15 protein-coding genes are annotated in these 13452 nt (G+C 61.3%); 10 read left to right on the forward strand and 5 right to left on the reverse strand.

Annotated elements, in window-relative coordinates; translation table 11 throughout:
* Window positions 1-127: 127 nt before the first annotated feature.
* Window positions 128-1141 carry an EF-P beta-lysylation protein EpmB gene (gene epmB, locus ISN74_RS04795; RefSeq protein WP_188797895.1) on the reverse strand — a complete coding sequence of 338 codons (1014 nt, stop codon included), beginning with the start codon at window positions 1139-1141 and terminating at the stop codon, window positions 128-130.
* Between the two features lie 86 nt (window positions 1142-1227).
* Between epmB and efp the strand changes: the two genes are divergently transcribed.
* The 8 genes from efp to ISN74_RS04835 all read left to right on the forward strand — a co-directional run bounded on the left by efp (window position 1228) and on the right by ISN74_RS04835 (window position 7446).
* Window positions 1228-1794 (forward strand): elongation factor P, encoded by a 567-nt coding sequence (gene efp, locus ISN74_RS04800; protein WP_188797897.1) that lies wholly within the window; start codon window positions 1228-1230, stop codon window positions 1792-1794.
* 228 nt (window positions 1795-2022) lie between these two features.
* Window positions 2023-3363: a TRZ/ATZ family hydrolase gene (locus ISN74_RS04805; RefSeq protein ID WP_188797899.1), complete on the forward strand. Its 1341-nt coding sequence runs from the start codon at window positions 2023-2025 to the stop codon at window positions 3361-3363.
* 11 nt (window positions 3364-3374) lie between these two features.
* On the forward strand, window positions 3375-3629 hold the full coding sequence (locus tag ISN74_RS04810) for a YciI family protein (RefSeq protein ID WP_188797900.1): 255 nt from the start codon (window positions 3375-3377) through the stop codon (window positions 3627-3629).
* 28 nt (window positions 3630-3657) lie between these two features.
* Window positions 3658-4362 (forward strand): bifunctional 2-polyprenyl-6-hydroxyphenol methylase/3-demethylubiquinol 3-O-methyltransferase UbiG, encoded by a 705-nt coding sequence (gene ubiG, locus ISN74_RS04815; RefSeq protein ID WP_188797903.1) that lies wholly within the window; start codon window positions 3658-3660, stop codon window positions 4360-4362.
* Window positions 4359-5033 (forward strand): HAD family hydrolase, encoded by a 675-nt coding sequence (locus tag ISN74_RS04820; protein ID WP_188797905.1) that lies wholly within the window; start codon window positions 4359-4361, stop codon window positions 5031-5033. The genes ubiG and ISN74_RS04820 overlap by 4 nt, the downstream gene beginning before the upstream one ends.
* Complete coding sequence (locus tag ISN74_RS04825; protein WP_425488831.1) at window positions 5030-5887, forward strand: squalene/phytoene synthase family protein; 858 nt, start codon at window positions 5030-5032, stop codon at window positions 5885-5887. The genes ISN74_RS04820 and ISN74_RS04825 overlap by 4 nt, the downstream gene beginning before the upstream one ends.
* 101 nt (window positions 5888-5988) lie before the next feature.
* A complete protein-coding gene (folE2, locus tag ISN74_RS04830) occupies window positions 5989-6936 on the forward strand; it encodes a GTP cyclohydrolase FolE2 (RefSeq protein ID WP_188797907.1) in 948 nt (315 codons plus the stop codon).
* 75 nt (window positions 6937-7011) lie between these two features.
* The gene (locus tag ISN74_RS04835; RefSeq protein ID WP_188797908.1) at window positions 7012-7446 is read left to right on the forward strand and encodes a YbaY family lipoprotein; all 435 of its coding nucleotides are present in this window, start codon (window positions 7012-7014) and stop codon (window positions 7444-7446) included.
* A gap of 195 nt (window positions 7447-7641) precedes the next feature.
* On the opposite strand, the gene ISN74_RS04840 is transcribed toward ISN74_RS04835, so the two are convergent.
* Window positions 7642-8979, reverse strand: a complete 1338-nt coding sequence (locus ISN74_RS04840; RefSeq protein ID WP_188797910.1) for a dihydroorotase — start codon at window positions 8977-8979, stop codon at window positions 7642-7644.
* Window positions 8980-9024: 45 nt separating this feature from the next.
* A complete protein-coding gene (gene yidD, locus ISN74_RS04845; RefSeq protein WP_188797912.1) occupies window positions 9025-9309 on the reverse strand; it encodes a membrane protein insertion efficiency factor YidD in 285 nt (94 codons plus the stop codon).
* 160 nt (window positions 9310-9469) lie between these two features.
* Here yidD and dksA point away from each other — a divergent pair, with 160 nt between their 5' ends.
* Window positions 9470-10552 carry an RNA polymerase-binding protein DksA gene (gene dksA, locus ISN74_RS21090; protein ID WP_229679009.1) on the forward strand — a complete coding sequence of 361 codons (1083 nt, stop codon included), beginning with the start codon at window positions 9470-9472 and terminating at the stop codon, window positions 10550-10552.
* 89 nt (window positions 10553-10641) lie between these two features.
* On the opposite strand, the gene ISN74_RS04855 is transcribed toward dksA, so the two are convergent.
* Both ISN74_RS04855 and cysS read right to left on the reverse strand, forming a co-directional pair.
* Complete coding sequence (locus ISN74_RS04855; RefSeq protein ID WP_188797914.1) at window positions 10642-11070, reverse strand: SufE family protein; 429 nt, start codon at window positions 11068-11070, stop codon at window positions 10642-10644.
* Between the two features lie 38 nt (window positions 11071-11108).
* Complete coding sequence (cysS, locus tag ISN74_RS04860) at window positions 11109-12485, reverse strand: cysteine--tRNA ligase (protein ID WP_188797916.1); 1377 nt, start codon at window positions 12483-12485, stop codon at window positions 11109-11111.
* A gap of 228 nt (window positions 12486-12713) precedes the next feature.
* On the opposite strand from cysS, the gene ISN74_RS04865 reads away from it, so the two are divergent.
* Complete coding sequence (locus ISN74_RS04865) at window positions 12714-13298, forward strand: glycine zipper 2TM domain-containing protein (protein ID WP_229679011.1); 585 nt, start codon at window positions 12714-12716, stop codon at window positions 13296-13298.
* The last annotated feature ends 154 nt before the right edge of the window (window positions 13299-13452 follow it).

Consider the following 13452-nt stretch of genomic DNA (forward strand, 5'->3'; position numbering starts at 1 on the left):
TCCTTGGATAGGGCGGCCCCTGCGGAAGGTGTCCGAGGGCTCACCGGCACTACATCGAAGTTTTAGCGGATTCCGTTCAGCCTCGCCACCGTTAATTCACATAAAGGTGACGAAGCGCATTCCTTGCTTACATTGGCCGCTTGGAAGGATCGCCTTCAACTTCGCGGACCAGCTTGGGAACGAGATAGCCGGGCAGGCGAGTGCGGATGGTCTCTACCAACGCCTGTGCCTGCTCATCGGTGACTTCGAAATGCGCCGCGCCCTGCACGCGATCGAGCTGGTGCAGGTAGTAGGGCAGCACGCCTGCCGCGAACAGACGCTCGGACAATGCCACCAGCGCATCGGCGTTGTCGTTGATGCCACGCAGGAGCACCGACTGGTTAAGAAGTGTTGCACCCGCCTCGCGCAGGCCTGCGCACGCTGCGTCCACGGTGCTATCAAACTCGTTGGCATGATTAGCGTGCAGCACCACCACTTTCTGCAGCGGCAGCGCATGCAGCCATTCAAGGAAGGGCGCGTCGATACGCTCGGGCAATACCACTGGCAGGCGTGTATGAATACGCAGGCGAGTGATGTGCCGAAGTCCGGCCAGCCCGCGGCTGAGCTCCTCAAGCTTGCTGGTGGCCAGCGACAGCGGATCACCGCCGGAGAGGATCAGCTCGTTAATCGACTTGTCATGAGAGACGTGCTCCAGGGCCTCTTGCCACTGGTTTGCCGCGGCCATCTCATCGCCATACGGGAAGTGCCGCCGGAAGCAATAGCGGCAATTGATCGCGCAACTGCCACTGGCAATCAGCAGCGCTCGACCCTGGTACTTGTGCAGTACACCTTGCGCTTCGCGGGAAGCCAGGTCGCCGACGGCATCGGTCACGAAACCCGGTGTCTGTTCCAGTTCAGCCAGTTGTGGCAGCGCTTGCAGCAGCAACGGATCCCGCGCATCGCCAGGGCGCATGCGGGCCACGAAGCCGCGGGGGACGCGTAGCGCGAAGCCGGCATCATCCGCAGGCAGACGGCCGGCGAGGTGACCCAGCGCGAGCAGGTCCAGCAGCTCGCGGCTATCGGTGACCGCCTCGCGCCAAAGCTGCCGCCAGTCGGATGTGACAGAGGGTGTAATGCGGGCGCCAGAGCTTGCGGTTATCATAGTGGGCTGGATACGGGCCTGCTGGCCCCTAAACAATCTATTTTAGCCGCTATTGGGCGGCAGTTTTCCCTATTGGAGCGAAGTAAATGGCCAGTTACGACCTTAATGGCGTCAAGAACGGTCTGAAGATCATCGTCGACGGCGATCCGTACATCATCACCGAAGCCGAGTTCGTCAAGCCGGGCAAAGGCCAGGCCTTCACCCGCATCAAGATCCGCAACCTGCTCAACGGCCGTACGACGGAAAAGACCCTCAAGTCCAGCGACTCCTTCGAGGGCGCGGACGTGGTCGATACCGACATGCAGTTCCTCTACAGCGACGGCGAATTCTGGCACTTCATGCATCAGGAGTCGTTCGAGCAGCATCAGGCCGACGCCGCCGCCATGTCTGATACAGCCAAGTGGCTGAAGGGCGAGGAAGAGTGCGTGGTCACCCTGTGGAATGGTCGCCCGATCTCGGTGCAGGCGCCGAACTTCGTCCAGCTGAAGATCGTCGAAACCGACCCGGGTCTACGCGGCGATACCTCAGGCGGCGGTGGCAAGCCGGCCAAGCTGGAAACGGGCGCTGTGGTGCGCGTGCCGCTGTTCGTGAATCAGGAAGAAATCATCGAAGTCGACACCCGCACCGGCGAATACACCAAGCGTGTCAAGTGACACATCGGCTCGCGCTTTAGCGCGGCTTGCCGATGTGTCATCCCGGCGCAGGCCGGGATCCAGTTCCAATAAATGTGCGAAGCACACAAAACCTAAACACCTTGAGTGCTTCGCGTAATTTAAAACTGGGTTCCAGGCGTCAGCGGAACGACACTCAAAACCCCTGGGGCGGACATCGTAAGATGTACCGCCCCATCTTGTATCCATCCCCAGCAAGGCAATTGACCGATGAGCCAGCACGCTCCGCAGACTGTTGATCTACTCATCGAGGCCCGGTGGGTCGTTCCGGTCGAGCCGCACAACATTGTGCTGGAACACCACGCCGTGGCCGTGAACGGTGACCGCATTGTCGCCATCCTGCCGATTGCGGAAGCGCGGCAAGCCTACGCGCCGCGAGAGCGCGTCGAACTGGGTGATCACGCGTTGATCCCCGGTCTGATCAATAGCCACACGCACAACCCGATGACCCTGCTGCGCGGCCTTGCCGACGATCTGCCGCTGATGGTCTGGCTGCAGCAGCACATCTGGCCGGTGGAGGCCAAGGTGATCGGTCCGGAATTCGTGCGCGATGGCGTCGAACTTGCGGTCGCCGAAATGATCCGTGGCGGCACCACCTGCGCCAACGAAAACTACTTTTTTCCTGATGCCATCGGTGCGACGTACCACAAGCTTGGTTTCCGCGCGGTGGTCGGCTTGCCGGTCATCGAATTTCCCACGGCGTGGGCGCGTACGCAGGACGAATACTTCGAGCGCGCTGCCGAAGTGCACGACGGCTTTCGCCATGATGCGCTGATTCGCACCGCGTTCGCGCCGCATGCGCCATATACGGTCTCGGACGAATCATTCGAGCGCATTCGCGTGCTGTCCGATCAGCTCGACATCCCAGTGCATCTGCATCTGCATGAAACCGCTCACGAGGTGGAAGACGAGCGCAAGAAGAGTGGCCTGCGTCCGTTCCAGCGCCTGCAGAAACTGGGTCTGGTCAACGATCGCCTGATCGCCGTGCACATGACCCAGCTCACTGAGGGTGAAATCGCAGCATGTGCTGAATCGGGCGTGTCAGTGGTGCATTGCCCCGAATCCAACCTGAAGCTCGCCTCCGGTTTTTGTCCGGCGGAGAAGTTGCGCAAGGCAGGCGTGAATGTCGCTGTCGGCACCGACGGCTGTGCTTCCAACAATGACGTCGACATGTTTGGCGAAATGCGCACCGCGGCGTTGCTGGCGAAAGCGGTGGCTGAGGACGCAGCAGCTTTCGACGCGGGGTATGCCTTGCGTTCTGCCACCATCAACGCAGCCAAAGCGCTGGGCCTGGAAGCCAGCGTCGGTTCGATCGAAATTGGCAAGCAGGCGGATCTCGCCGCGGTTCGACTCAGTGATCTGGAAACCCAGCCGTTGTTCCATATCGTGTCGCAACTCGTCTATGCCACAGGCCGCCACCAGGTCAGCGACGTATGGATTGCTGGTAAGCGCAAACTGGCGGCACGAGAACTCGTCGATATGGACGTGCCCGGCATCCTGGCGCGCACACATGCCTGGCGCGAACGCATTGCTGCGGTGGATTCGGTTTGAAGGCAATGAATATGAATCGTTATCTCGTCATGTTATTCCGCCGTCCGCAGGTCGATCCCGCTGTGGTGCCGCTGCACCAGCAGTTCCTCGAGGATTTGCGTGCACAAGGCCGCAACGAGATGTCCGGTCCGTTTGGCGACAAATCGGGCGGTGCCTATCTGTTGCGTGCTGAGTCGATGGAGCAGGCACTGGCGATTGCCCACAGCGATCCGGCGCACACCAGCGGTGGATGGGATATCACGCTTTACGAATGGAACGCGCGTTAAATTGAGCGAATTAGCTGGAGTCTTCACCATGACCGCACAAAACGTCAGCCACGACGAAATCGCCCGCTTCGACAAACTGGCGGCACGCTGGTGGGACCCGGATGGCGAATCGCGCCCGCTGCATGATCTCAATCCGGTACGACTCGACTACGTGGCTTCGCGCGTTGCGCTGCGCGGTGCGAAAGTCGCCGATGTCGGCTGCGGTGGCGGTCTGCTTAGTGAAGCATTGGCCCGTGCCGGTGCGGATGTGGTCGGTATCGATCTCGGCTTGAAGGTGATCGAGATTGCACGACTGCACCTGCACGAATCCAATCTTAAGGTGGATTACCGCAAGCAATCGTCCGAGGAACTGGCTGCGGCCGAACCGGCCAGTTTCGATGCTGTGTGCTGCATGGAATTGATCGAGCACGTGCCTGATCCCGCCGCGCTGGTGAGGGATCTGGCGGCCATGCTCAAGCCGGGCGCGCGCCTGTTCATGTCCACGCTCAATCGCACACCGGCGGCGTTCGGTGCGGCGATTCTCGGCGCGGAATACCTGATGCGAATGCTGCCGCGCGGCACTCACCATTACGCCCAGTTCCTCAAACCCTCCGAGTTGGCGCGCCTGCTTCGACAGGAAGGTTTGGAGCTGGAGGACGTCAGCGGCTTTGGCTACAACCCGATGACGCGCAAGGCATGGCTGAGTCGCATCACTGCCGTCAATTATCTTCTCTGCGCACGCAAGCCCGCATGAAATCACTACCTAAATCGCCGCAAGGCGTACTGTTTGATCTGGACGGCACCTTGCTGGACAGTGCGCCGGATCTGCACGCTGCACTGGCTGTCTATTGCGACGAAGTCGGTGCAGCCGTGCCGTCATACGCCATGGTTCGCGAGGTCGTGTCGCGGGGTTCGCGCGCCATCCTGCGTTGCGCGTTTGCGGAAACCGACGAGCAATTGTTCGAGCGTATGCCACGCTATCTCGAGCTTTATCACTCGATGATGTCGCGGCACACGCGCCCGTTCGAAGGCATCGATCCGCTGCTCGATGCGATGGAAGCCAACGGTCTTTCATGGGGCATCGTCACCAACAAACCGGGTTACCTCACCGATGAGTTGATCCGTCGGATTGGCTGGAATGATCGCGTTTGCGCGGTGGTTTCCGGCGATACGTTGCCGGTGCGCAAACCCGACCCTGCGCCGGTGCTGCTGGCCTGCGAACGCGGCGGATTGGATCCCGCGCGCTGCCTGTTCGTCGGCGACGACCGGCGTGATGTGCAGGCCGGCAACGACGCGGGACTCTATTCGGTGGCTGTGCATTGGGGTTATCTCGATGGTGGCGATCCGCACGTGTGGGGCGCCGATGCGGTCGTCGAACATCCGCGCCAGCTCGCCCAGATGCTCCAGTTGAAGGTGGTGGCGTGAGCCTGGATGTTTCCCAGCACGGCGCCCTGCAGAGCTACATCGACAAATGGCTCGCCGTGCAACCCCAGCAGCGGATGGCGCTGGTGTTTGTCGATCCGGGCAAATATCCCGGCCATGTCGCGCTGGCGGCGCTGGAACAGGAGCTGCTGTCGGCGGCCTACGGCATTCGCGAACCGCACGTAGCTGCCACCAAGCTCAACTGGTGGGCGGAAGAACTGAGTGGCGCTGCTGCCAGCGGTGGCCGTCATCCGTTGACACGAGTGCTGTTCGACGATGAGCGCGCACACGCGCTGCCGCAGGAACAGTGGCTCGCGCCGGTGCTGGCAGCGATGGCGCAGTTGGAAGAGGGCACGGCGGTGGATTTCGCGGCCCAGCTCAACGCCGCCTCCGCGCTGCACGGCGCGCTGGCTAACTTGGAAACGGTCTGGTGGTATGGCCAGGCGGTATCGTCCGAACGCGCCGCGCGCTTGGCCACCTTGAGCCATCTGCTTTACGCGCTGCGCCGTCTGCAGGACGATGCCGAGCGCGATCGCCTGCCGCTGCCGATGGCGAGGCTGGCCCGCTTCAGCTTGAACCGGACCAGCCTGCGCGAGTCCAGCGACGCCCGAAATCAGGCCATCAAGGCCCAACTGGATGATTTGACGTCGGCCTGGACCGAGGCGGCACGCCTGGATGGTCCTTTGAGCGTGTTCCGCGCGCTTGAGGCCGGACAGGGTGAGCGTCTGGTGCGCAAGGCCGCAGGTGCGGGCGAGCCCCTGGCGATACTGCAGCAGGGTGGTCCAGACAGCGGCTTTCTGGCCACGCTGCGTGCCTGGCAGGCAGCGCGACATTGGCGGACCCGCGTTGCCGCGTAAACGCACTGTTTCCTTGTCTGGGCCTGTTGCGACGCGGCAAGCTGCCCCAAGATAGAAGGGTCTCGCGGTGCCCGATAGCCGGGCTGTTACAGGACATTCCCATGCATACCCACGAAAACACCGTTCGTCTGATGCCCGATGTCGCCACCCAGGCGCAGCCGCATCTGGTTGGCGCGCTGGATTGGGTCGGCATGGATGGTATCGAAGTGCCCGTGCAATTTGATGCCGGCAACGGCGAGGTGCAGCGTTCCAGTGCCCAGGTTGGCGCCTTCGTGAACCTCACCAGGCCGGATCGTCGCGGCATCCACATGTCGCGTCTCTATCTGCTGGTGGATCAGTACCTGAGTTCGCAAACCGTCGATGCGGCGATGCTTGAATCCCTGCTGCGGGCTTTCCTCGAATCCCATAAGGATCTGTCCGATCGCGCGCGCATCAGCATCCGCTTCGACCAACTGGTGCGCCGCGCCGCGCTGCGCAGTGACAACAGCGGCTGGCGCACCTATCCGGTATCGATCGAAGCCAGTCTGTGCGAAGAAGGTTTTCGCATGGAGCTGGGCACCGAGGTGGTTTACTCCTCGACCTGTCCGGCCTCCGCCGCCCTGTCACGCCAGTTGATCCAAGAGCAGTTCACCAAGGATTTCGATGCCGGCAAGCCACTCGATCACGCTGCCGTACTGGCCTGGCTTGGCAGCGAAAAGGGCATCGTCGCCACACCGCATGCCCAGCGCAGCGTCGCCCGTTTGCTGGTGCGCTTTGTCGACGGTGCGCCGTTGAACTTGATCGCGCTGCTCAATCGCGTCGAACACGCACTCGGCACGCCAGTGCAGACCGCCGTGAAGCGCGAAGACGAGCAAGCGTTTGCACTCGCCAACGGCGGTAACCTGATGTTCTGCGAAGACGCCGCGCGCCGCATTCAGCGTGCTTTGGATGCCGACGACGGCATCGCTGATTTCCATGTGCGCCTTGAACACCAGGAAAGCCTGCATCCCCATGATGCCGTGGCCTACGCCAGCAAGGGCGTGTCCGGTGGCTACGGTGAGCGGGCCTGATCAGGCCCGCACGAGTTTAAGCTCCCCTGCATGGCGCGGTTGCTATGATCCGCGCCAGACAGATAAGGAGTTGCTATGAAGTTTCGTCACGGCTTGCTGTTGGTCGGCGTGCTTGCACTTGCCGGGTGCAGCTGGATGCCTCATTTCGGTAAGGACAAGACGCCCAAGCAGATGACGCTGATGAAGTCACTGACCGGCGAAGTGGACTACAGTCTCGCCCACGAGATACCCGCCGACGCGTATCTGGAAGTTACGCTGGCTGATGTCAGCAAGCAGGATGCGCCTGCGCGTGTTATTGCCACCGATCACATCGCGCCCATCGGACCGTCACCGGTGACCTTCGTGCTGAGCTATGAACCGTCTCAGTTGGGCGATGGGGTGGATTTTGCGGTATCGGCACGCATCAAGCAGGGCGATCGCACGCTGGCGCTCAACGATACGCAGGTGAGTGTGCTGGGGCGATCCGGCAACGAAGGGCCGGTGCGGGTGGTGATTGCGGAGATTCATTGAGGCGAGAGAACTCGCCGAAGTGCTTCACCTTGAGGTCATTGACCACCTTGCCTCACCGTCATTCCGGCGCAGGCCGGAATCCATGGCAAGTACGAAGCGTGGATTCCGGCCTGCGCCGGAATGACGGTGAGGGGTAATGAGCATCACTCATGGCGTTGTGAGTGATGCTCGTGCAGGCGAACTTAAGCCTCTTTCTTACCGATCAAACGTTAACCGCTCGCCCTGCACCGTATCGTCAACCCGCGAGCCATCCCACACCTTGCGGCCATTGACGAAGGTCGCCGCAATCGAGCTGCTGAAGGTATAGCCCTCAAACGGCGACCAGCCACACTTGGAAAGGACCTCTTCGCGCCGCACGGTGTGTGACTTACGCGGATCCACCAGCACCAGGTCCGCGGCATAGCCTTCGCGCAGGAAACCGCGTTCGTGCACGTCGAACAACTGAGCCGGCGCATGGCACACGGCTTCCACCACGCGTTCCAACGTCAATTTTCCTTCCGTCACACGCTGCAGTGCCGCCTGCAGCGCAAACTGCACCAGCGGCAGGCCTGAGGGTGCCTTGTCGTAAAGCTGGCCTTTTTCTTCCAGCAAGTGCGGCGCGTGATCGGTGGCGAGCACGTCGATGCGGCTTTCTGCCACAGCCTTGATGATGGCTTCACGGTCCGCGGCTGTCTTGACCGCCGGATTGCATTTGATCAGGAAGCCGAGGCGCTCGTAGTCCTCGTCACTGAAATGCAGGAAATGCACGCAGGTTTCAGCGGTGATCTTCTTGCCCTTGATCGGGCCGGGCTGGAATAGCGCCAATTCGTCGGCGGTGGAGATGTGCAGCACATGCAGGCGCGTACCATGCTTCTGCGCCAGCGAGATGGCGAGCCGGGTCGACTTGATGCAGGCTTCGCGCGAACGGATCAGCGGATGTTCGCGCGCGGGAATGTTATCGCCATATTTTTCGCGTGCCTTGGCATGCAGGGCATCGATCATCGGCGTGTCTTCGCAATGGGTGATGATCGGTGTGGGCGTGTCGCGGAAGATGCCATTGAGCGTTTCGGGATTGTCGACCAGCATATTGCCGGTGGATGCGCCCATGAACACTTTCACGCCTGGCGCGGCTTTGGGGTCCAGCGCGCGGATCGCGTCGAGGTTGTCGTTGCTGGCGCCCATATAGAACGCGTAGTTCACTGCCGAGGTTTCCGCGGCGCGGGCATACTTGGCTTCCAGCGATTCGCGGTCCAGCGCCGGCGGCTTGGTATTGGGCATCTCCATGAAGCTGGTGATGCCGCCAGCGGCGCAGGCGCGCGATTCGTGCGCGATATCGGCCTTGTGTGTCAGGCCCGGCTCACGGAAATGCACCTGGTCGTCGATCATGCCGGGCAGCAGCCACAGGCCGGTGGCATCGATCACCTCTTCGCCCGGACGCGCATCCAGGCCGCCGCCAATCGTCTCGATGTGGCCATGCTTCACGCGCACGTCGGCGTAGAAGCGGCGGCCCTCGTTGATCAGTTCGGCATTCTTGATCAGCCAGTTGTTGGACATGGGGACTCCAGTGGAAAGGCGGGAAACGTCAGGCTAACGCTCATTCTAATGCTCGTCGCTCCCTGTTCCCTGTTTTCCATGCGCAGCGCGACAGCGCGGCAGATGAAAGTGCTCGGGAACCGGATCGCTGCCGCCTTCGCACAGCGGCTGACAGCGTAATATGCGCCATCCGGCCATCAGGCTTCCTCGCCACGGACCGAAGCGGGACACGGCAATGCGTGCATAATCGGAGCAACTGGGGTAAAAGCGACAACGCTGTCCCAACAGGGGGCTGACAAAGCGCTTGTAGAGTTTGAGTAGGAAAAGGATCAATCGACTCACGGCATTCATACTGCCGAAACGCCTGTAGCACTTAAGGATGATCTAATCGATTCTACGCGGGTGGCATTTAGAGCACCCTTAATGCTGCAAGTATTCCAGAAGGAAGGTTGCCGGTGTGAGGGTATTGGGCTATAACACCGGGCCGCCACAGCCAAAATGGTGAAGGTAAATGGCGAAAACCACGCATAACTCCACCGCCGCCAAGAAAGCTTCAAAGGGAAAGGCGGGGGGCAAGGGCAGTGAAGCCAAGGTCAGCAAGGCCAAGGTCGCTGCGGGCAAGTCTGCCAAGACCGCCGCGCCGGCCAAGAAAGCGGCGGTGAAGAGCGCGCCAGCCAAGACGGCTGCCAAAAAGGCGCCGGTCAAGAAGGCTGCCGTCAAGAGTGTCGCCAAACCTGTCGCCAAGCCGCAGCCGAAGAAGGCCGAGCCGGTCAAAAAGGCTGCTGCCAAACCCGAGCCCAAGCATGCTGCTCCGGCCAAACCAGCGCCTGCCAAGCCAGTTGCCGTCAAACAGGCGCCGGCGAAGAAGGCTGCTGAGGAAAAGATCACTGCCAAGCCGGCACCCAAGCCTGCTCCGGCGCCAGCAAAACCACCGGTCGCCGCGAAGGCTCCGGCCGTAAAAACTGCAACACAGCAACCCGTATCATCACAGGCCGCCCGCCCCCTTCTGGGCAAGGTAGCCAGCGCCGTCGGCCCGACGGCGCCGCGCGTAGCCAACGCCACCGCGAATCACTCAACAACCAAGAAGCAGAAGACCACGCAGTCCTCAATGAATAACACCGCAACAACCCTCGATAATGGCGTGACCCGTGAAGACGGGCGTTACGCGCTGCCCCTGACCACCAACATCGATCTGCCGCCAGGCTACCGGCCTTCTTCCAACGAGGAGTACATGAATCCTCGTCACCTGGCTTATTTCCGCAACAAGCTGCGGGAATGGCGCGATCAGTTGGTGGAAGAATCCCGCCAAACCATGGAGAACCTGCGCGACGAAGTCCGCGATGTGGGTGACGAAGCCGAACGCGCCACTCGCGAGACCGAAAACTCACTGGAACTCCGCACCCGCGACCGTTACCGCAAGCTGATCTCCAAGATTGACAAGGCCCTGCGCCGGATCGAGGAAGGCCGCTACGGTTACTGCGAAGAGACTGACGAGGAAATCGGCTTGGAGCGTCTTGACGCCCGCCCGATCGCCACCTTGTCGCTCGATGCGCAGGAACGCCGTGAGCATCTGCAGAAACAGATGGGCGACTGAGTCTTCTCGGCACCTGGAAAAAGCAAAGCCCCGCCATGTGCGGGGCTTTGTCGTTTGGCGCCCTCTCCCTTTAGGGGACAGGTTGCTGTCTATAGTTTGTCGGCGGCGTACGTCTTCAGCTTTGCCAGCATGGCCGCCAAGCCATTCGAGCGGGTGGGCGACAGATGCTTGGCCAACCCGATCTGCTGAATGAACGCCGGTTCAGTCGCGACGATTTCCGCGGCAGAACGGTCGGAATACACGCGCAGTACCAAGGCGATCAGCCCGGAAACAATGGCCGAGTCGCTGGTGGCGTCGAAATGCATGTGTGAGGCATCGCCGCTTGGCACCAGCCAGACCATGGACTGGCAACCGTGCACGCGGTACTCCTCGGTTTTCCATTCGTCCGGAAAGGGAGGCAGTTGTTTGCCGAGATCGATCAAGTATTGGTAGCGCTCGGTCCAGTCGCCGAAGAAGGCGAATTCCTCGGCGATATCCTGTTGGGCCTGGGCGGCGCTGGCATTGGCAATCGTGTTCATGTGCTTATTATCGCGCGGATCGCCATGCCAGGTCCGAATCAATGCTTTACGACGCTCCAGCGGGTGCCCTGGGCGCCGTCTTCGATCACCACACCCATGGCGGTCAACTCGTTGCGGATGGCGTCCGCCCGGGCGAAATCCTTCGCCGCACGTGCGGCGCGGCGCGCTTCCAGCAACGCCTCGACCTGCCCAGCATCCACGTCCTGGCCGCTGGCCTGTTTGAACCAGGCTTCCGGATCGTCCTGCAGCAGGCCCAGTAAAGCGCCCGCCCCAAGCAGGGCAGCCTTGGCGATGGCCGATGGCGCTTGGCGCGCGGCATCGGCCAGCACGGACAGCTCGGCCAAGGCTTTGGGTGTGTTGAGGTCGTCGTTGAGTGCGTCCTCGACCAGCTCAGGCACCGGCAGCGGCTGACCCGGATCGAGTTCGATATGGCTGAGGTCGCGCAGTACGCGATACCAACCATCCAGCGTACTGATCGACTGGGCGATGGCCGCGTCGGACCAATCCAGCGGCTGGCGGTAGTGGCCACGCAGCAATAGCAGTCGCAAGGCTTCCGGCGGATGCATCTTCAGCAGCTCATGGACATGCAATACGTTGCCCAGCGACTTGGACATTTTGCGTCCATCGAACGTGAGCATGCCGTTGTGCATCCACCAGCGTGCGAACACCTTGCCACCATGGGCGCAGGTCGACTGGGCGATTTCGTTCTCGTGATGCGGAAACTGCAGATCCACGCCGCCGGCATGGATGTCGATGGTTTCGCCCAGGTGCGCGGCGCTCATCGCCGAGCATTCGATATGCCAGCCTGGACGACCGCGGCCCCAAGGACTGTCCCAACCGGGCAGCTCCGGCGTGGAGGGCTTCCACAGTACGAAGTCGGTGGGATTCTTCTTGTAGGGTGCGACCTCGACGCGCGCACCGGCGATCAGCTCGTCAGTGTCACGCCCTGAAAGTGCGCCATAGGCCGGGTAGGAACTTACGTCGAACAGCACATGGCCTTCGGCGACATAGGCATGTCCGCCAGCCACCAAGGTTTCGATCATCGTGATGATCTGGCCGATATGCGCGGTGGCGAAGGGTTCGATATCCGGCGGCGCGGTACCAAGCTTCGCCATGTCTTCGCGATAAGCCTCGGTGAAGCGTCCAGTGATGGTGCCGATCGGTACGCCTTGCTCGATGGCGGCGTTGTTGATCTTGTCATCCACGTCGGTGATGTTGCGAGCGTAGACCACCTGCGGGTAATACCGGCGCAACAGTTTGACCAGCACGTCGAACACCACCGGGCCACGCGCATTGCCGATATGCACATAGCTGTAGACCGTGGGCCCGCACAGATACACCGTCACCCGGTTCGGATCGAGTGGCGCAAACGGCTCGATACGACGGCTGAGGCTGTTATAAAGCGAGGTCGGCATGGGCGATAGGTCCGCGGTCTGGGTCGTGCAGGCAAAGGAGTCGGGCATCTTATCAAGGTCTTGCGGCCAGACTGACGGGATGTATGTCGAATGTGTCTTAAAGTTCCAATTCTCAACACAAAATTAGGCACTAAGTTGCGGTACTTCTAAGCGTGGATTCAGCGTGAATTTGCTGCAATTTCACTATGCGCGATAGGCGCTTTCATCCCCCCTTTGCGGAGGTTGTTCATGAATAACAAGATGCTGTTGCTTCCCCTGCTGGTGCTCTTAAGCGTGTCCACCGGCGTGGCAGCGCAGACCGGCTATGGCAATTATCCGCCGCCCCCGCCGCCGCCGGGCGCTGGCCCAGCGCCAGCGCCGGGTGCCGGTGGTGATAACGCGCACTATGCCTGGGCTGATGTGCTGCGTGTCGATCCGGTCTACGGCATGGTGCAGACGGCCACCCCGACACAGCAGTGCTACGACCAGCAGGTCGTCCAGCAGACGCCCAGCAACAAGGGTATCGGCACGGTACTGGGTGCTGTGGTTGGTGGCGTACTGGGTAGCACCATTGGTCATGGCCGCGGCAATACTGCCGCGGTGGTTGGCGGCGCTGTGGTCGGCGGCGCGGTCGGCAACTCGGTCTCCAGTGGCGGCCAGACCGTCACCTCTGACCAGACTGTCTGCCAGCCGGGTAGCCAGGTCACTCAGCAGCGTCAGATCATTGGCTACGACGTTGAGTACCGCTATCACGGTGACGTTTATATGTCGCGTCTGAGCTATGACCCGGGTGAGCGCCTGCGCGTGCGGGTCAACGTGGCGCCTGCCGACTGATCAACGCATCCCTTTGATGAAGGCGGCCGCTGCCTGGGCACGGCCGCCTTTGTTTTGCTCGCTCCCCAAAGTCGAATACATCCTATGTTCTCCCCGCATGGGGTCTCCGTACGGTTTTCTGTTGCATGGCAACGAAAATCCAGTCATGATTAAA

The sequence above is a fragment of the Dyella caseinilytica genome (assembly GCF_016865235.1).
Classification (GTDB): domain Bacteria; phylum Pseudomonadota; class Gammaproteobacteria; order Xanthomonadales; family Rhodanobacteraceae; genus Dyella_B; species Dyella_B caseinilytica.

What these genes read in the sequence shown, in the direction of transcription:
- epmB (WP_188797895.1), bottom strand. Translation starts at nt 1,141, where the DNA reads ATGATAACCGCAAGCTCTGGCGCCCGCATTACACCCTCTGTCACATCC.
- efp (WP_188797897.1), top strand. Translation starts at nt 1,228, where the DNA reads ATGGCCAGTTACGACCTTAATGGCGTCAAGAACGGTCTGAAGATCATC.
- ISN74_RS04805 (WP_188797899.1), top strand. Translation starts at nt 2,023, where the DNA reads ATGAGCCAGCACGCTCCGCAGACTGTTGATCTACTCATCGAGGCCCGG.
- ISN74_RS04810 (WP_188797900.1), top strand. Translation starts at nt 3,375, where the DNA reads ATGAATCGTTATCTCGTCATGTTATTCCGCCGTCCGCAGGTCGATCCC.
- ubiG (WP_188797903.1), top strand. Translation starts at nt 3,658, where the DNA reads ATGACCGCACAAAACGTCAGCCACGACGAAATCGCCCGCTTCGACAAA.
- ISN74_RS04820 (WP_188797905.1), top strand. Translation starts at nt 4,359, where the DNA reads ATGAAATCACTACCTAAATCGCCGCAAGGCGTACTGTTTGATCTGGAC.
- folE2 (WP_188797907.1), top strand. Translation starts at nt 5,989, where the DNA reads ATGCATACCCACGAAAACACCGTTCGTCTGATGCCCGATGTCGCCACC.
- ISN74_RS04835 (WP_188797908.1), top strand. Translation starts at nt 7,012, where the DNA reads ATGAAGTTTCGTCACGGCTTGCTGTTGGTCGGCGTGCTTGCACTTGCC.
- ISN74_RS04840 (WP_188797910.1), bottom strand. Translation starts at nt 8,979, where the DNA reads ATGTCCAACAACTGGCTGATCAAGAATGCCGAACTGATCAACGAGGGC.
- yidD (WP_188797912.1), bottom strand. Translation starts at nt 9,309, where the DNA reads ATGAATGCCGTGAGTCGATTGATCCTTTTCCTACTCAAACTCTACAAG.
- dksA (WP_229679009.1), top strand. Translation starts at nt 9,470, where the DNA reads ATGGCGAAAACCACGCATAACTCCACCGCCGCCAAGAAAGCTTCAAAG.
- ISN74_RS04855 (WP_188797914.1), bottom strand. Translation starts at nt 11,070, where the DNA reads ATGAACACGATTGCCAATGCCAGCGCCGCCCAGGCCCAACAGGATATC.
- cysS (WP_188797916.1), bottom strand. Translation starts at nt 12,485, where the DNA reads ATGCCGACCTCGCTTTATAACAGCCTCAGCCGTCGTATCGAGCCGTTT.
- ISN74_RS04865 (WP_229679011.1), top strand. Translation starts at nt 12,714, where the DNA reads ATGAATAACAAGATGCTGTTGCTTCCCCTGCTGGTGCTCTTAAGCGTG.